Origin of the sequence: Erythrobacter sp., from assembly GCF_030066995.1 — a bacterium.
Lineage (GTDB): Bacteria > Pseudomonadota > Alphaproteobacteria > Sphingomonadales > Sphingomonadaceae > Erythrobacter.
Genome location: NZ_JASJAP010000002.1, coordinates 421205 through 437709 on the forward strand (window position 1 = coordinate 421205; position 16505 = coordinate 437709).

General features: G+C 63.2%; 20 protein-coding genes. 15 read left to right on the top strand and 5 right to left on the bottom strand.

The features are described 5' to 3' along the window. Positions 1–66: 66 nt before the first annotated feature. Positions 67–558, top strand: coding sequence for a hypothetical protein (locus tag QNI87_RS08235; RefSeq protein WP_300595781.1), 492 nt, complete (start codon positions 67–69; stop codon positions 556–558). Between the two features lie 124 nt (positions 559–682). Here QNI87_RS08235 and QNI87_RS08240 read toward each other — a convergent pair whose 3' ends face one another. The 3 genes from QNI87_RS08240 to QNI87_RS08250 all read right to left on the bottom strand — a co-directional run bounded on the left by QNI87_RS08240 (position 683) and on the right by QNI87_RS08250 (position 5545). After that, the gene (locus tag QNI87_RS08240) at positions 683–2476 is read right to left on the bottom strand and encodes a long-chain fatty acid--CoA ligase (protein WP_300595782.1); all 1794 of its coding nucleotides are present in this window, start codon (positions 2474–2476) and stop codon (positions 683–685) included. A 238-nt stretch (positions 2477–2714) separates the two neighbouring features. Next, entirely contained in the window at positions 2715–4481 is a 1767-nt protein-coding gene (gene ggt, locus QNI87_RS08245) for a gamma-glutamyltransferase (protein ID WP_300595700.1), read from the bottom strand. Positions 4482–4492: 11 nt separating this feature from the next. Continuing rightward, on the bottom strand, positions 4493–5545 hold the full coding sequence (locus QNI87_RS08250; RefSeq protein WP_300595701.1) for a quinone-dependent dihydroorotate dehydrogenase: 1053 nt from the start codon (positions 5543–5545) through the stop codon (positions 4493–4495). Between the two features lie 521 nt (positions 5546–6066). Between QNI87_RS08250 and QNI87_RS08255 the strand changes: the two genes are divergently transcribed. The 3 genes from QNI87_RS08255 to sufB all read left to right on the top strand — a co-directional run bounded on the left by QNI87_RS08255 (position 6067) and on the right by sufB (position 9095). Beyond that, a complete protein-coding gene (locus QNI87_RS08255; protein WP_300595702.1) occupies positions 6067–6957 on the top strand; it encodes a helix-turn-helix domain-containing protein in 891 nt (296 codons plus the stop codon). A 180-nt stretch (positions 6958–7137) separates the two neighbouring features. After that, a complete protein-coding gene (locus QNI87_RS08260; RefSeq protein ID WP_300595703.1) occupies positions 7138–7590 on the top strand; it encodes an SUF system Fe-S cluster assembly regulator in 453 nt (150 codons plus the stop codon). Next, positions 7587–9095 (top strand): Fe-S cluster assembly protein SufB, encoded by a 1509-nt coding sequence (sufB, locus tag QNI87_RS08265; RefSeq protein ID WP_300595704.1) that lies wholly within the window; start codon positions 7587–7589, stop codon positions 9093–9095. The genes QNI87_RS08260 and sufB overlap by 4 nt, the downstream gene beginning before the upstream one ends. 103 nt (positions 9096–9198) lie before the next feature. Here sufB and QNI87_RS08270 read toward each other — a convergent pair whose 3' ends face one another. Then, positions 9199–9528 (bottom strand): hypothetical protein, encoded by a 330-nt coding sequence (locus QNI87_RS08270; protein WP_300595705.1) that lies wholly within the window; start codon positions 9526–9528, stop codon positions 9199–9201. Between the two features lie 23 nt (positions 9529–9551). Here QNI87_RS08270 and QNI87_RS08275 point away from each other — a divergent pair, with 23 nt between their 5' ends. From QNI87_RS08275 to QNI87_RS08325, 11 genes are read left to right on the top strand one after another with little or no spacing between them, the layout of a single operon-like run. Next, complete coding sequence (locus tag QNI87_RS08275; RefSeq protein WP_300595706.1) at positions 9552–9743, top strand: DUF2158 domain-containing protein; 192 nt, start codon at positions 9552–9554, stop codon at positions 9741–9743. Continuing rightward, a complete protein-coding gene (locus QNI87_RS08280; RefSeq protein ID WP_300595707.1) occupies positions 9736–10233 on the top strand; it encodes a DUF559 domain-containing protein in 498 nt (165 codons plus the stop codon). The genes QNI87_RS08275 and QNI87_RS08280 overlap by 8 nt, the downstream gene beginning before the upstream one ends. Before the next feature lie 28 nt (positions 10234–10261). After that, positions 10262–10798, top strand: a complete 537-nt coding sequence (locus QNI87_RS08285) for a hypothetical protein (RefSeq protein ID WP_300595708.1) — start codon at positions 10262–10264, stop codon at positions 10796–10798. Continuing rightward, positions 10798–11553 carry a Fe-S cluster assembly ATPase SufC gene (gene sufC, locus QNI87_RS08290; protein ID WP_300595709.1) on the top strand — a complete coding sequence of 252 codons (756 nt, stop codon included), beginning with the start codon at positions 10798–10800 and terminating at the stop codon, positions 11551–11553. Before QNI87_RS08285 ends, sufC begins: the two co-directional genes overlap by 1 nt. Continuing rightward, positions 11550–11855 (top strand): hypothetical protein, encoded by a 306-nt coding sequence (locus QNI87_RS08295; RefSeq protein ID WP_300595710.1) that lies wholly within the window; start codon positions 11550–11552, stop codon positions 11853–11855. The genes sufC and QNI87_RS08295 overlap by 4 nt, the downstream gene beginning before the upstream one ends. Further along, on the top strand, positions 11852–12610 hold the full coding sequence (locus QNI87_RS08300; protein ID WP_300595711.1) for a SufD family Fe-S cluster assembly protein: 759 nt from the start codon (positions 11852–11854) through the stop codon (positions 12608–12610). The genes QNI87_RS08295 and QNI87_RS08300 overlap by 4 nt, the downstream gene beginning before the upstream one ends. Next, positions 12607–13833, top strand: a complete 1227-nt coding sequence (locus tag QNI87_RS08305) for a SufS family cysteine desulfurase (RefSeq protein ID WP_300595712.1) — start codon at positions 12607–12609, stop codon at positions 13831–13833. The genes QNI87_RS08300 and QNI87_RS08305 overlap by 4 nt, the downstream gene beginning before the upstream one ends. Before the next feature lie 21 nt (positions 13834–13854). Further along, the gene (locus QNI87_RS08310) at positions 13855–14349 is read left to right on the top strand and encodes an SUF system Fe-S cluster assembly protein (RefSeq protein ID WP_300595713.1); all 495 of its coding nucleotides are present in this window, start codon (positions 13855–13857) and stop codon (positions 14347–14349) included. Continuing rightward, a complete protein-coding gene (locus QNI87_RS08315) occupies positions 14349–14741 on the top strand; it encodes an iron-sulfur cluster assembly accessory protein (protein WP_300595714.1) in 393 nt (130 codons plus the stop codon). Before QNI87_RS08310 ends, QNI87_RS08315 begins: the two co-directional genes overlap by 1 nt. Further along, complete coding sequence (locus QNI87_RS08320; RefSeq protein ID WP_300595715.1) at positions 14738–15058, top strand: hypothetical protein; 321 nt, start codon at positions 14738–14740, stop codon at positions 15056–15058. The genes QNI87_RS08315 and QNI87_RS08320 overlap by 4 nt, the downstream gene beginning before the upstream one ends. 9 nt (positions 15059–15067) lie before the next feature. Further along, positions 15068–15538, top strand: a complete 471-nt coding sequence (locus tag QNI87_RS08325) for a hypothetical protein (protein ID WP_300595716.1) — start codon at positions 15068–15070, stop codon at positions 15536–15538. On the opposite strand, the gene QNI87_RS08330 is transcribed toward QNI87_RS08325, so the two are convergent. Further along, a complete protein-coding gene (locus tag QNI87_RS08330; protein ID WP_300595717.1) occupies positions 15535–16476 on the bottom strand; it encodes a hypothetical protein in 942 nt (313 codons plus the stop codon). The genes QNI87_RS08325 and QNI87_RS08330 overlap by 4 nt on opposite strands. Between the last annotated feature and the right edge of the window lie 29 nt (positions 16477–16505).

Sequence of the window (16505 nt, forward strand, 5' to 3'; positions counted from 1 at the left end):
GCTCCTCCAGCAACAGGAGGCAAGAGCGTGACGCTGGCGAGCACATCAATCGCGACCATTAACGAGATGCGCGAATTCGCGAGCTTCGAGCCCGCCGAGCAACGCTACATCAAACGCGCGCTCGACATCGGGCTTGCTCGTGGTGATGCCTTCAAGCTGTGGGGCAAGAGCGAAGAAGAGAACACTTCGATCCGTCGTCAGTACGTTGTCTATCAGGATATGAAGGCGCTGCGCCAGAGCGTGCCCAGGGCTGGTGCGATTTCCGAAGTCGAGCGCTTCATCGCCAAATGTCTTCGCCTCGCGGTCTTCGACTTGGGCGAAGAGGGGATTTCGAGCTTTTCTGCGTTCCGTTTCCTCTATGAGCGTTTGCTGAGCGCCGAAGTTCGCCCCTATCTGCCCTCCCTTTTCTGCGCCGCTGCGGCGCAACCCATGATCCGTCCCGCCCAGCGCAAGCTTCTGCTTCAATCGCTGAGCGAAGCCGCAGCGACAGCGCCTGGCTGGTCGACGCGCGCGCCGACCTTCTATCCGGAATGCATCGAAGACGCCGAGGCGGTTTGAGCCCATCTGCGGGCTGCTCCGCGCCTGCCCTCAGCCAGAGGTCCTGTCGGCTGCGACAAAGCCTTACAAGCCGCTTGGGTCTCGGGCCCGGCGGCGGTCTTCGAAGTCTCGCAGAAGCGATGCCTCAATACATCGCGTCGATCCGCTCCTGATACCGGTTGCGGATCTTGTGGCGGCGGATTTTCATGCTTGGCGTCATTTCCTCGTTCTCGATTGCGAAGGCTTCGTCCGCAAACTCGAATTTGCGAACCTTCTCGATCACCGAGAGATCCTTGTTCGTGCGATCGACCGCTGCGCGCACCGCCTTCTTGAATTCGGGCAGATCGAGCAGCGCCTTGAGGTCGAACTTCTTCCCGTTCGCCCTCGCCCATTCGAGAGCCCATTCCGCGTCCGGGACGATCAGGCCGACCACATAGGGGCGCTTGTCGCCACTCACCATCGCCTGCGCTATCTCGGGCTGTAGGGTGAGCATGCCCTCGATCTTCTGCGGCGCGACGTTGTCGCCCTTGTCGTTGACGATCATGTCCTTCTTGCGGTCGGTGATTACGATCCGGCCTTTTTCGTCGAGGTGTCCGATATCGCCCGTGTGCAGCCAGCCATCCTTGATCGTGCGCTGGGTTTCGGCGGCGTTCTGCCAGTATCCGTGCATCACCAGCTCACCGCGGCACAGGATTTCGCCATCTTCGGCGATGCGCACCTCGACGCCCCGCAAAGGCGGACCAACCGTGTCCATCTTGAGCCCGACCGCCGGGCGGTTGCAGCTGATGACGGGGCCGCTCTCGGTCTGCCCGTAGCCCTGGAGCATGGTGAGACCCATTGCGTCAAAAAAGTTGCCGACCTCCGGGTTCAAGGGTGCGCCGCCTGAAACCATGGCCTTGATGCGCCCGCCGAATTTCTTGCGGATTTTCGGGCGAAGAGCCTTCTCGATAACGAAGTCCATGGGCTTGTCCCGCTTGCGCGTCTTGCCCTCTTCGCTCTTGTCGGCGATCTTGATTGCGCTTCCCAGAAGGAAATTGGCAAGTTTGCCCTGCTTCTCGACCTGTTTCATGATCCGCGTGCGCAGCACTTCGAACAGGCGCGGCACCACGACCATGATCGTCGGCCGGGTGTCCTCGATGTTGGATGCGAGCTTTTCCAGCCCTTCCGAATAGTAGATTTCCGCCCCCACGGCGATCGGGAGATAGAGACCGCCCGTGTGCTCATAGGCGTGGCTGAGGGGCAGAAAAGACAAGAACCGCTCATCCTGAATGCCAAAATCGTTGAGCAGGACTTCGCTCGCGCCCGCCACGTTGCACAGGATGGCTCCGTGGTGCTGCATGACCCCGCGCGGTGCGCCGCCGGTACCGCTTGTGTAAATGAGGCAGGCGGTGTCGTCGCGCGCGACGCTGGACATCCGGGCCTCGACCGCCTTTCGCGCTGCCGCCGCATCGCCTTGGAGCATCGCGCTCCAGTCGTGGTAATCAAAGCCCGGTGATTGCTGACGGTTGAGGTTCTCGATCCCGACAACATAATCGACAAGCCCGGTCCGCCCGATTGCGCCGACCAGCGGCCCGAGCAGCTTTTCGGTCGAGACAATCACGACCCGCGCTCCCGAATTGTCGAGGATGTGGGCGTGGTCGCGTTCCGTGTTCGTGACGTAGGTGGGCACAGAAATGCACCCGGCTGCCATCACCGCAAGGTCCGCGATGCACCATTCGGGGCGGTTCTCGGAAACCAGCGCGACCCGATCTCCTTCGTTCAGGCCCAGCCCGCGAAGCGCCTCGGCCAGCAGGCACACCTGGTCCGCCGCTTCGGCCCAGCTGATTGTCTCCCATGCGCCGTTGTCCTTGCGTCCGAGAAACGGGGCCGAGCCTTTCTGACCGGCGCGCGTGAGGAACAGCTCGACAAGATTGTTGGCGCGGTCGATCTCTTGCAGGATCGGATGATCGCTTGGATCGACAATGGGCGGGGCGGAGGATTGCGATTGTGGGGCGTGCACGGGGCGTTGGCTCCTCTCCTCCGGCGCTTGGGCGCGGAGGACTTAAAAAGCGGGTTTGCAACTGTAGCTCAGATTTCAAATTAGGCGCTGTTGGCCGTAGCGGCAAGCGCGAGCGCGACGCCCATCCGGCCTGCAATGCCGGCTTTCGCTACCTATTCAGCGGCTTGTAAGCGGACAATTATTCATAAGAAAGCTTGGGCTCGACACGCGGATCGCGGGCGACCTCCCAACTGACAACTCCGTTTTCGTCTGTCACCCGGCGCAGCGCGTTGGCCTTCAACGGAGCGCCAAAGTTGCGGATCCGCGTGTGTCCGAGCGCTTTGAAGTCGTCTTCCATGTCATCGAGGATGGTGCCCTCCTCGTAAACGACGGTCGGGCCGAACGCCATGATCAACGGGAGGGCCAGCGCGTCCTGGGCCGTCAGGCCGAAGTCCACCACACCGATTATCGAGCGTGCGGTCTGAACCGGAATGGTGGGTCCACCGGCCGCGCCGACGACGAGCACAACTTCGCCATCGGCGTCGAATACAATCGTCGGCGCCATGGAAGAGCGGGGGCGCTTGCCGCCTTCGACCCGATTGGCGACGGTCTTGCCGTCGCGCTGTGGCGTCAGGCTGAAATCGGTCAATTCGTTGTTGAGGTAGAAGCCTTCGAAGAACAGCCCTGAACCGAACGCGCCCTCGATGGTCGAGGTGTAGCTGACCGCGTTCCCTTCCTTGTCCACGACGGAGAAATGCGTGGTGCCTTGCTCATCGGGGCGGTCACCGGGAGCGAAAGCGATGCTGGTCCCCTCGGGTGTTCCCGGGATGGCCTGTTCAATCGCTTTGTCCGGGCTGATCAGCGCGCTGCGCTGGGCAAGGTAAGCGGGGTCTATAAGGCCAGCGACCGGGACCGGAACGAAGTCTTCGTCCCCGATGTAAAGGTCGCGGTCGGCGTAGGCGATGCGCTGCGATTCGAGGAAAAGATGCCAGAATGTCGCGCTGTCAGGGCCAAGGGCGGCAAGGTCGAAGCGTTCGAGCTGTCCGAGGATCTGCGCGACCGCCACTCCTCCAGAAGAAGGCGGGCCCATGCCGCAAACCCTGTAAACACGGTAGCGCCCGCATACTGGCTCGCGCAGTTTGGCGGTGTAGGCGTCGATATCGGCTTCGGTCATGAGGCCGTCTTGCGGGGTCTCCTGGGCGACATAATTCGCCAGACGCTCGGCCATTGCGAAATACAAATAGCGTGGTCCAGCGGAGGCAAGCGATTCAAGCGTTCGCGCGAAATCTGGATTGGTCACGATAGCGCCCACCGGCAGCGGTTCTCCGCTCTCGCGGAAGAAGATCGCCTTCGCCTCCGGGCTCTTGTCGGCGCGGCCCTTTGAACGCGAAAGGGATTCGTTCAGTCTTCGGTTCATCCGAAAGCCGTCTCGAGCAAGCCGAATGGCGGGCTGGAACAGCTCGGCCCACTCCAGCTTCCCGTGCAGCGCATGGGCCTTGGCAGCGAGCGCCACGTTGCCGGGCACCCCGACGCTAAGGCCGGAAATCACGCGCTTGTCGCGCGGCAGGCGCTCCCCTTGTACATCGAGGAAGCGCGTGGGCGTTGCCGCGGCGGGCGCGGTTTCGCGCCCATCGATCGTGATGACTCCACTCTTGTCGGCATGGACCAGAAATCCCCCGCCGCCAACGCCAGAGCTTTGCGGCTCGACAACCGTGAGGGCGAGCATCACCGCTATGGCGGCGTCGGTCGCCGATCCGCCCTTTGCGAGAATCTCCTCGCCGGCAGCCTGCGCGCGCGGATCCGCCGCGCTGACCGCTCCGTTTCCGCGATTCTCCTCTGTTCTTGGCAAAGTGTCGGCGGAAGCGCCTCGAATGGCGTCGCTCGGGGCGCAGCCCGAGACCGAAACCAGGAGGCCAACGACAAGACACAGCAACGCGGTGGGCTTTAGGGAAGTACGCTCAATCATGGCGCGTACCGCTATTCGCTTCCAACGGCCTGTGCAACGCTTGCAAAGCCGTCGCGGCGCATCAGACGCTCGATTCCGCGAGCGATGCGCGCGCCAAGGCCCGGCCCTTCATAAACCATCGCGGAATAAAGCTGGACGAGGCTCGCGCCCGCCCTGATCCGTTCCCATGCGTGTTCCGCGGTCGCGATCCCGCCCACACCTACGAGCGGGATCTGGCCTCCCGTCGCCTTTCGAAAGTCCCGCACCCGTTCGAGCGCGAGTGGCCGCAGGGGAGCCCCGCTCAGCCCGCCGGTTTCGCCAGCGTGCCGCGACGCCAGTTCCGGGCGGGAAATGGTCGTGTTCGATACGATGAGCGCGCCCAGCCCTTTCTCAAGCGCAAGACGCGCTATCGCGTCAATGTCGGAGGGTTGAAGATCGGGCGCGACTTTCAGGAAGATGGGAGGCGGCGCATCCGCCGCCACCTCGTCCCGCGCGGAAACCACACCATCAATCAGCGCTGAGAGCGCGCTTTCGTCCTGAAGCGCGCGCAGGCCGGGGGTGTTGGGGCTTGAGACGTTGACCGCCAGATAGCTTGCGTAAGGCGTCATCCGGCGGGCCATGGTCGCATAGTCGGCGATACGGTCCTCGGAATCCTTGTTGGCGCCGATATTGACGCCAACTATTCCGGGCCTTCGCGCGCGAGCCTTCAGCCGCTCCTCCGCTTTCGCGGCGCCCGCATTGTTGAACCCCATACGATTTATCACCGCCTGATCTTCGACAAGGCGAAAGAGCCTCGGCCTGGGGTTCCCGGACTGGGGACGCGGTGTGATGGATCCGACTTCGGTAAAGCCAAAGCCAAGACCCAGCAGGGCGTCCGGCACTTCCGCGTCTTTGTCGAACCCTGCCGCGACCCCCACTGGGTTGGGGAAGGTAATGCCCGCCACCTCTATCCGGGTTGCGCCGGTCGTCGCCGGCAAGGAACCCAGGCTGCGTTTCGGCAAGGCCTTGAGGCCCGCGATGGCCAGACGGTGACCAGTCTCCGAATCGAGCGTGAAGAGCGCGGGGCGCGCGAGGCGAAAGAGCATGTTCAGCCCCTATCGCATGGCGGCCGTCTGCAAAAGACAGCGTTTGGCTCGGTTCGGGGCGCGCGATGACGCTGCCTCAGGGCCAGTTTTTTCGGGCAAACGCGACGCCCTGTCAGTTTCATACAATTTTCGGAGCCGGGCTCTGGGTAGAACGCCCCCGCGACCCGAAGGGCTCGGAGCAGCTTTGCGAAGAGTTCCTCAACTCAAAGGGCGGCCCCACTTTGCGGGCCGCCCCTTTTTTCCTCACCTGGTTTTGACGCGGGCGCGTCACAGCGTGCCGCCGTTTCACACGCGAATACTCTTTTCGCGTTGTGATCGCTCACGATTTTGATGTATTGCCTGTGTCAGGCGCACCGGGGCGCGTCATCGTCCTGAGTGCGCCGGATATTCTGGTCGCAACAGGGCACTTGAGAATCTGAAATGCGTTGCTCCCGTCGTCAGGCTGGCCTTGCGCTTGCGAAATGCGCTCGCGTGCCCCGCGTTTGCGTGTGGAGATTTTCTGCGTCGCAGGGTCGTCGCCCGTGACAAACGCCCTTCCCCAACACGAACCGCAACTGGAGTTGATCTCAGCGTCGCCCGACATGCTCGATCTTGTCCACACGCTTTTCGTGATGCGTGCGGGAAAGGGAGAAACCCGATCCGTCTTGCCGGCCTATTCCGCCCAGCTTCTGAGCTTTGTCGCGGGCCGTGTCGAAATGCAGTTTCCCGAGAGGGAGGCTCGGCGCTCCAGCGATATCACGCTGAAGGCGCCGATGCTGCGGGCCGCGCCGATGATCCTGGACGGGCCGGTTCTCAGCGTCGGCGCCTCGTTCACTCCCTTGGGATGGGCGACGTTTTCGGGCCTCGCCGCCGACAAGACGCACGACACCGCCTTTCCTGCCGACACTCTCATCGCCGATGAGGCCCTCTCGGCGGTCAAGGCCGCGTTGCCAGAGTGCCGATCCGGCGCGATCTCGCCCGAAGCCTACAGCCGCGTCATCGAGGATATGATCCGAACGGTGTGCGCATCCCCGCAACGCCAGCCGCGCGCAGACCACCGTGAGCTTGTCCGCGCTATCGACGCGTGGCTTGCCAGCGCGTTCAACCCCTCGATCAAGACCTTGTACGACAGCGTGGAGCTGGGCCAGCGTCAGGTCCAGCGTCTGTGTCGGCGCTACTTTGGCGTCCCACCGGCCCAGCTGATCAAGCGATACCGCGCGATCCGGGCGGCCATGCTGTTGGCGCATGACGATCTGTCCGACGATTTGCGGGACGAGGTCCTGGAAGCCTATTTCGATCAGGCCCATCTGATCAACGATGTGCGCCGCTACACCGGACGCACTCCGCGCAGCCTGACGCGCGAACCGCTTGCGCAGGACATGCTGGATCCCGACGGGCATGGGCGCTCGGGCAAACGGCTGCGCGACAGCTAATCGCGGCGTTCGAGGCCCTCGGAGCAGGGGGTTTCGTTCATGAAGTACATCCACAAACCCACGATTTTCCGGCCTTTCGCAGCGTTGTGTGTTGAAATCGGATCAAATCGCGCGTATTTGAAATCCGACTCATTCGCTCCGATTTAAGAACCGTTCGCAACAACAGGTGTTTGCCAGGCCATGCGCCTCTCCAATCTTGCCGATTACGCCGTCATCACCATGAGCCAGGCCGCGGCCCATTGCGGCGATGGGCGGGTGAGCGCGGCGGAACTGGCGAGCGAGACCGGCCTGCCCGTGCCCACGGTGCAGCGGCTGGTCTCCAAGCTCACCGCGGCGGGCCTGTTGCGCTCGGTGCGCGGAGCCAAGGGCGGCCTCCAGCTCGGGCGACCGGCGGCGGCCATCACGGTGGCCGATATCGTCGAAGCGGTGGAGGGGCCGATCGCGCTCACCGCCTGCATCGATAACGGCGCGTGCGACTACGAGGCGGGCTGCAACATGAAGGCGCACTGGCCGATCATCAACACCGCGCTGCGCGGCGCGCTCGCCGGCATCACGCTCGAGACGCTGCGCGCTCCGGCCAAGGCGAGTTCACGCATCCCAGATATCCTTTCTCCGAAAGAAGAAGCGGCATGACCGACAATATTGATCTGACACCAGCCGATACGCAAGAAGCTGTAATAGACGCCGACGCCCGCGAAGCGGCGGCCAGTGCGGCCGAATACGAGCACGGCTGGTCGGCCGATATCGACACCGAGTTTGCCGAAAAGGGTCTCAACGAAGACACGGTCCGCTTTATCAGCGCCAAGAAGGGCGAACCCGAATGGATGCTCGACTGGCGCCTCAAGGCCTTCCGCCTGTGGCAGGAGATGGAAGAGCCCGACTGGGCCAAGGTCGGCTATCCGCCGATCGACTATCAGGACGCCTATTATTACGCCGCGCCCAAGAAGAAGCCGACGCTAAAATCGCTCGATGAGCTCGATCCCGAGATCAAGGCGGTCTACGACAAGCTCGGCATTCCGGTGGCAGAGCAGGAAGTGCTCGCCGGGGTCGAAGGCGCGCGCAAGGTGGCGGTGGACGCAGTGTTCGACAGCGTCAGCGTCGCCACCACTTTCCGCGAGGAACTGCAAAAGGCGGGCGTGATCTTCCTCTCGATTTCTGAGGCGATCAAGGACCACCCGGAGCTGGTCAAAAAGTGGCTGGGCCGTGTGGTGCCGACGCGCGACAATTACTTTGCCTGTCTCAACTCGGCGGTCTTCTCCGACGGTACCTTCGTCTACGTACCCGAAGGCGTGCGCTGCCCGATGGAGCTTTCGACCTATTTCCGCATCAACGCGGAAAATACCGGCCAGTTCGAACGCACTTTGATCGTCGCCGAGAAGGGCTCTTACGTCAGCTATCTCGAAGGCTGCACCGCGCCGATGCGCGATGAAAACCAGCTGCACGCCGCCGTGGTCGAACTGGTCGCGATGGAAGACGCCGAGATCAAATATTCGACCGTCCAGAACTGGTATCCGGGCAATTCCGAAGGCGTGGGCGGGATCTACAACTTCGTCACCAAACGCGGCCTTTGCCAGGGCGATCGCTCCAAGATCAGCTGGACGCAGGTCGAAACCGGCAGCGCGGTGACGTGGAAATATCCAAGCTGCGTGCTGAACGGCGAAGACAGCGTGGGCGAATTTTATTCCGTTGCGGTTACAAATAACTTCCAACAGGCCGATACAGGAACCAAAATGGTTCATAACGGCAAGGGATCGCGCTCGACGATCATCTCGAAGGGGATCAGCGCGGGCAAATCCTCCAACACCTATCGCGGCCTCGTGCGCGTCGGCCCCAAAGCCGAAGGCGTGCGCAACTTCACCCAGTGCGACAGCCTGCTGCTTGGCGATGAGTGCGGCGCACACACCGTGCCCTATATCGAGGTGAAGAACCCCGGCGCGCAGATCGAGCACGAGGCGACCACGAGCAAGATCAGCGACGAACAGATGTTCTACGCCCAGCAACGCGGGCTCGACGAAGAGGAAGCGGTGGCGCTGATCGTCAACGGCTTTGCCAAGGATGTGCTGAAAGAACTGCCGATGGAATTTGCGGTCGAGGCTCAGAAGCTCTTGGCGATCTCGCTTGAGGGGAGTGTGGGGTGATCGGCGCTCTGTCATCGTTCGACCGTCATGCTGAACTTGTTTCAGCATCCATCTCCCGCTCAACCCTCGTGGTTGGTTCCTTGGGATGGACCCTGAAACAAGTTCAGGGTGACGAAGGCGCGATTTCATTTAGGGGGGCATTGGCGTGATTTTCAGCGCGATAGCCGGATGGTTTGTGCGAAGACTGTGGCCGAATGGGGTGCTGATCGCCGTCGCGATAGCTCTGGCAAATTCGTTCATCCAATTCTTTAGAACCGAAGCGACGAACTCGAACCGCGTGTTGATGGGTGACATGCCATATCCAAATGGCGTCGAAATCGTAGCTGCGGGCTTTCTCATCGATGCGCTTATAAATGTCGCCATCTTCGCGATTGTTTGGACGATTCGGAGAAAGATTAAGCCACATTCGACCGAAGCTTCGAGTGATGACCATTCTGCTAGTGAGAGTTTGGAGCGGTGACCACCCCCAAATTCCAGGTCGGCGACGTTGTGCGCCTCAAGTCTGGCGGCCCGCTGATGACCGTTCAGCAGGCCACCTACGCCGACAACATCGTGTGCACGTGGTTCGGCGAAAACAACAAGCGCCTGTCCGAAGGGTTTCATCCCCGCACGCTTCAATCCGTCGGGCCGGAGGCGATCAATGACTGAGCGCAAACCGGATCGCGCCACTCTGGGCCTCAAGGCCGACTCGGACGCCGCCCCGAACCTCAACAAGAAGGGGCGCGGCTGGAAGATTTCGGACAAGCGCCTTGATGAGCTGCACGATCGCGCGCGCGAGATGCGCCGGTTCGCGTCTCCCGCGAACAAGGCGCTCGCCGCCCGTTTTGCGGGTGCGGATCTGGGGCGTTACACCTTCAAGCGCTATGCGGTGGTGGGCAGCGCCATCGTCGACTTCAATTGCCACAATCTCGGCATGGCGATCATGATCGACGAGGAAGACGCCGACGAAGCCCTCTCGAAACGCCGCGACAAGAGCCTCGAAGCGGTCGGCATCCGTGTCATGCGCATCCGGGCCAGCGACATTCTTGAGAACATGGACGCGGTGCTTGAGCGCATTGCCGCAGGGATGCGGATGCGGATCGCGGACAAACAGGCGGCTCGGCAGGCGGCGCGCCGCGCCTCCGCGAGCGAACGCTGACTTTTTTGACTGAAGAGAGACCTTTACGATGCTTCTAACCTCCCTTGCCCTGGCGATCAGCCTGCAGAGTAGCGGCGAGACCCTGACCGCCATTCGCAACGATGACCCGGAAACCTGGACGGTCGAATATCCGCGCGTGCTCCGGCCGTTTGTCGTGGAATACCGCCAGTGCCTCAACGTCTCCGATCGGCGCGTGACCGGTGAGGCGGATTTCGAGGTTCAGCATCGCGCCGATATTCCGCGCTGCGCCGAAACCCTTGAGAGCGTTGTCGCCCGTTCGAACGAGACGATGGCCAGCTCCAAGACGCGTATCGGCCCCGAAGAGGTCGATCAGCTTTTCCGCGATATCGGGCTGATCCACGTCGCGCGCGGGCGCGATTTCGATCAGCAATTTAGGGAGCGCGTCGATGCTACAATCGCTGGCCGGGCGGCGTATGAAGAGAACAAGCCCAAGGGTCTGGTGCTCGATCTTGTCGATGGTTCCGTCGTGCAGGCACGCGCGGACCTGGAGCGCACCGAAGATGAGGCCGGCGCGGGCAGCGGCCAGAGCAAGGGTATCGAGTGATGCTGAAAATCGAAAATCTCCACGCCAACGTCGCCGACAAACCCATTCTCAAGGGCCTCGACCTGGAGGTGGCCGCGGGCGAAGTGCACGCCATCATGGGGCCCAACGGCGCGGGCAAATCGACCCTTGCGAACGTGCTGGGCGGCAAGCCGGGTTATGACGTGAGCGCGGGCTCGGCGCAGTTCATGGGGCAAGATCTGTTCGAACTCGATCCGCATGAGCGCGCCGCGGCCGGGCTGTTCCTGGGCTTTCAGTATCCGGTCGAGATACCCGGCGTCTCCAATGTCCAGTTTCTGCGCGAAGCGCTGAACTCGCAGCGCAAGCAGCGGGGGCAAGAGCCGCTTTCCGGCGGTGAGTTCCTGAAGCTCGCCAAGGAAAAGGCGGGGCTGCTCAAGATGGATATGGAAATGCTCAAGCGGCAGGTGAATGTCGGCTTTTCGGGCGGCGAGAAGAAGCGCGCGGAGATGGTCCAGATGGGCATTCTCGAGCCCCGGTTCGCCGTTCTCGACGAGACCGATAGCGGGCTCGATATCGATGCGCTGCGGATTGTGGGCGAGGGGATCAACGCGATCATGCGCGGCGCGGACAAGGGTGTTCTGCTGATCACGCATTACCAGCGGCTGCTCGACGTGGTGAAGCCCGATCGGGTGAGCATCCTTGCCGATGGCCGCATCGTCCAGACCGGCGGGCCGGAGCTAGCGCTGCGGCTTGAGGCCGAGGGCTATGACGCGGTGATGGCCGAGGTCGCGGCTTGATCGCGGCGCTCGCCCTTCTGGCCGCTCAGGCTGCGCCCGCCGAACCGATCCCCGAGATCGTCGTGATCGGTCATCTGCGCAGCGTGCAGGTGATGGTCGGGCAGGACCCCGAGGGCCAATGGCATTGCTCGATGAACAAATCGACCGGCCGACCCAGGCTCGATCACTCCTTCTGCAAGGCGGTGACCAAATGCGTGCGCAAGGGCGCGAGCGACCAGGACGCGGTCGACAGCTGCATCCGTGAGACGCGCGGGCGGCTTGTGCGAAAGGTCGAACGAGAAATGAAGAAGAGTGCCTCATGACGCAAATTCAAACCTTTCCCACCCGCCGCGACGAGGCCTGGCGCTACGCGGACATCCCCGCGCTTGAGCGGCTGGGTGTCGAGGCGCTCGATGCTTGGAAAGAAGTAACGCTCGAACCGGGCGAAACCCGCCGTCAGACCATGGTGGTGGGCTCGGACGCGCCCGAATTGCACCGCATCCGCCTGACGCTGGGCGAAGGCGCGCGCGCGGAACTGTTCGTCAGCAATATCGGGCGCGACTACACCCGCGTCGAGGTGGAAGTGAAGCTGGCGCGGGGCGCGCATTTCGAGTTTGGCGGCGTGACGATTGGTGGCGCAGACGCGGTGCGCGAATTCGTCACCACCACGGTGCACGCGGAGCCTGAGGCGACCAGCAACCAGACCGTGCGCAGTGTCCACTGGGGCACGGGTACCGGCAATTTCCTCGGCGAAATCAAGGTGGTGAAGGACGCGCAGAAAACCGATGCGGCGCAGGATTTCAAAGGCCTGCTGCTCGAAGCGGGGGCGAGCGCCAACGCGGTGCCGCAGCTCGAAATCTTCGCCGACGACGTCAAATGCGCGCACGGCGCGACCGTCGGCCAGCTCGATGAGGCGGCGCGCTATTACATGGCCGCGCGCGGGCTGCCCCCCGAACTGGCGCAGCGCCTTCTGGTGCAGGCGTTTATCGGCGATGCGTTTGTCGAGCTCGTCGATGAGACGGAGCGCGAACGCTTGCTCAACGCCGCGCTGGCCGCGCTCGAAGAGGCGACGTTGTGAACGCTCCGACCACTCTTTCACCGGACCTGCGCGCGGACTTTCCGGGGCTCGTCACCCGCGATGGCGCGCCTTGGCATTACCTCGACACCGCCGCGACGGCGCAAAAGCCGCGAGGCGTGATCGACGCGATGACCCGCGCGCTGGGCGAGGACTACGCCACCGTTCATCGCGGCGTCTACGCGCGCTCGGCCGAGATGACGCTCGCTTATGAAACCGCGCGGCGGCGCATCGCGCAGTTCATCGGCGGCAAGGAAGAAGAGCTGGTCTTCACGCGCGGCGCGACCGAGGCGATCAATCTTGTCGCCAACAGCTGGGGCCGGGCGAACCTCAAAGCCGGGGACCGCATCCTGCTCAGCCAGGTCGAGCACCACTCGAACATCGTCCCCTGGCAGCTTCTGGCCGAAGTAACGGGCGCCGAGATCGATGTCTGCCCGCTCACCGAGGATCACCGGATCGACCTTGAGGCGGCCGAGCGCATCCTCACACCCGCGCACAAGCTGGTGGCCTTTGTCCACGTCTCCAACGTCACCGGCGGTGTTCTCGACGCGCGCCGCGCGGCGGACCTGGCGCATGCGGTGGGCGCAAAGCTGCTCCTCGACGGATGCCAGGCGGCGCCGCGCCTGCCGGTCGATGTGGCGGCGCTCGATTGCGATTTCTACGCCTTTTCCGCGCACAAGCTCTACGGTCCCACGGGGATCGGCGCCTTGTGGGCGAAGAGCGCGATCCTTGACGCGATGCCGCCGTGGGAAGGCGGCGGCGCGATGATCGACCGCGTGACCTTCGCCAAGACCACTTACGCGCCGCCGCCCCAGCGCTTCGAAGCGGGCACGCCTGCCATCACCGAAGCGATCGCGTTCGCGGCGGCCGCCGACTATGTCGAGAGCGTCGGACTGGGCCGAATTCACGAAATCGAGGCCGATCTCGTCGCCCGTCTTCGCCGCAAACTGCGCGCCATGAACGACGTAACGCTGTATGGCCCGGAGGACAGCGCGGGCATCGTGAGCTTCACGATCGACGATATCCACCCGCACGATCTCGGCACGATCCTCGACGAGGCCGATGTTGCGATCCGGGCGGGGCATCATTGCGCGCAGCCGATGATGGACTATCTCGGTATCTCCGCGACCGCGCGCGCCAGTTTCGGGCTCTATTCGAGCGAAGCCGATCTCGACGCGCTGCTCGAAGGGATCGCTCGCACCCGCAGACTCTTTGGAAAGGCGTAAGCTTTGGAAAAGGATGAGGCCATGACCGATACGACGGATCAGCGCGAATTCCTCGCCGCACCGGCTCCCAACGACGCGCTGGCGCAAAAGCCCCCGCGCGCGCGGGTTTCGGACGCGATAGAAGAGGACGAAGAGGTTAAGCCGCGCCAGCGCGATTACCTCGATGGTTTCCTTGCGGCTTCGCCCGAGGCCCCGTCCGCTGGAGGCGATGGCGGCGAATTGCAAGGCGCCGTGGTCGACGCGTTGAAGGAAATTTACGACCCCGAAATCCCGGTGAATATATACGATCTGGGCCTTATCTACGGTGTGGACGTGGACGAGGAGTCCGACGTGACGATCACCATGACGCTGACCACGCCGCATTGCCCGGTTGCCGAAACCATGCCGGGCGAGGTCGAATTGCGCGCCTCTTCGGTGCCCGGCATTCGCGATGCCGAAGTCAATCTTGTATGGGATCCGCCGTGGTCGCCGGAAAAGATGTCCGACGAGGCCCGGCTCGAACTGGGGATGCTGTGATGACTGATACACCCGCTCATACTGAGGAGCCGCAGAGCGTGTCGAAGCGGCGTCTCGAAGTGCCGGCTGCTGTTGCCCTCACGAAGGGCGCTGAGGAGCGCGTTGCCCACCTGATGGCGAGCGCGCCCGAAGACGCGATCGGCGTCAAGCTCTCGACCCCGCGCCGGGGATGCTCGGGGCTGGCCTATTCGGTCGACTACGTCACCGAGGAAGCCAAGTTCGACGAGAAGATCGTGACGCCGGGCGGCGTGCTCTATATCGATGGCGCTTCGGTGCTCTACCTGGTGGGATCGACGATGGACTGGGTCGAGGATGATTTCACCGCCGGCTTCGTGTTCGACAACCCCAACGCCAAGGGCGCGTGTGGCTGCGGCGAGAGCTTCATGGTATGATCGGCGCTATTATGCCGAGAAAGTTCGATCCGCGCCGCGAGAAGATGGGTCTGTCCGCCGCCTTGCAGCTTTTGGCCGACGCCGACCGCCGCTTCGCCGAGGCGCAAGAGACGTTCGAAAAGGCCCGGCGCCGCCTGAAAATCGGCTTCAATTCGGCCGCGGTCATGATCGAAGTGGCCGAGCGGCGCGCCGCGCGCGCATCCTCACGCCGTCGCAAGCCGCCCGAGGCGGGCCTCGCGGTTCCGGTTGAGCCGCCAAGGGGCCCTGCGCCCAAAACGGGAGGAGCCGCGGCTCCGCTCAGCTTCGACACCGATTAGATCATCGCCTTGGCGCGCAGTCTCGAATTTTCCTGCCGGCTTCGCTCACCGCCCGACGAGGTGCGCGGCTGGATCAGACGTCCCGCGCTGTTCCTGCATGTGGCCGCGCCGCTGGTGCACTTTTCGCCCATCGGAGTGGATCGCTTTCCCGATCGTTGGGAGGAGGGCGAATATCGCGGCGCGATGCGGCTCTTTGGCCTCCTGCCCATCGGGTGGCAGGCGATTGTGATCGAGTTTCCGACTTCGGCGGACACCGATCTCGTTCTGCGCGATCGCGGCTATGGGCCGCTCTTGCGCGAATGGGATCACCGGATTGCGGTGTCGCCGCATGGTTCGGGCACGCGCTATGTGGACCGCCTTACCCTCGATGCGGGATGGCTGACCCCGATCGCGGCGTTCGGCGTGAAGCAGTTCTTCCGCCATCGTCAAAGGCGGCTGGTTGCGCTCGATCAAGCGGCTTTCGCGCCGCTTAAAGGTTAGTCGCCCGCCGCGATCCGCGCGATCAGGCGGCTCTCCAACTCATCGACCTCGCCATCGGCGTCGATCATCGCTTCGAGCCACGCCTGCTCGTTATCGGTGACCTCATTGCCAGCCGCTTCGAGCGCGGCGTAGTCGGGCCCTGACTTCTTCTTGCCGAACACCACACCCATCGAGTTGGCGACTTGCGGCGCCTGTTTGGCCATGCGCGCCATGAAGCGCCCGACATTGGCCTTGTTGTCCGCGATGAAGGCCTCAAGCTCAAGCTTGCGCTCATGGCTCACCTGCGCGTTTTGCAGCGTGAAGCCCTTCAGGTAGTTGGACACCCCATCGATGAACAGCTCGTCCCACTCGGGCGCGTTTTCCTCGGCGAGGGTTTCGTCCTTCAGGCGGAACAGTGCTTCGGCGTCGTAGCGCGAGACCGCCGCGGGCCCGTGACCGCCGCTTGCGAAGATCACGCGGCGCAGAATGCGGCATTCGGCGCTGGTGATGTGCGTTGCGCTCAGCGAACCGCCGCAGCGTGTGGGGCCAACCCCGCTCAGCACTTCGCGCTCCACCTGGCGCAGGACGTAATTCTTGAGCTGCACGGGGGTGTTTTCCGCGCGCTCGATAATCCGCACGATCGTCTCAAGCTCAACCAGGCTCTCGACCACGCCGTCGTGATCCACCTGAGCGATCAGCCACGAGGCTTCCTCGTCGCTGCATTGCAGGCGCGGCGGATTGCCGTTGAGGACATACTCGCCGATCGCCTCGACGAAGAAATCGGCAAATTCCTCGCTGCGATCGTCGAGCGCGTTGTTGAGCGCAAACAGCGCCTCGGCTTCGTCGCGGTGGATCGCGCCATCGCCCCAGCCCTGACGACGCAGGGCGAGAACTTCCTCGGACGAGACGCGCCCGTCCTCGGCCGCGCGCTGGGCAAGATCGATGAAATGCGTTGTCATGGCGGTGGTGAACCCCTCTGATTTCCTTG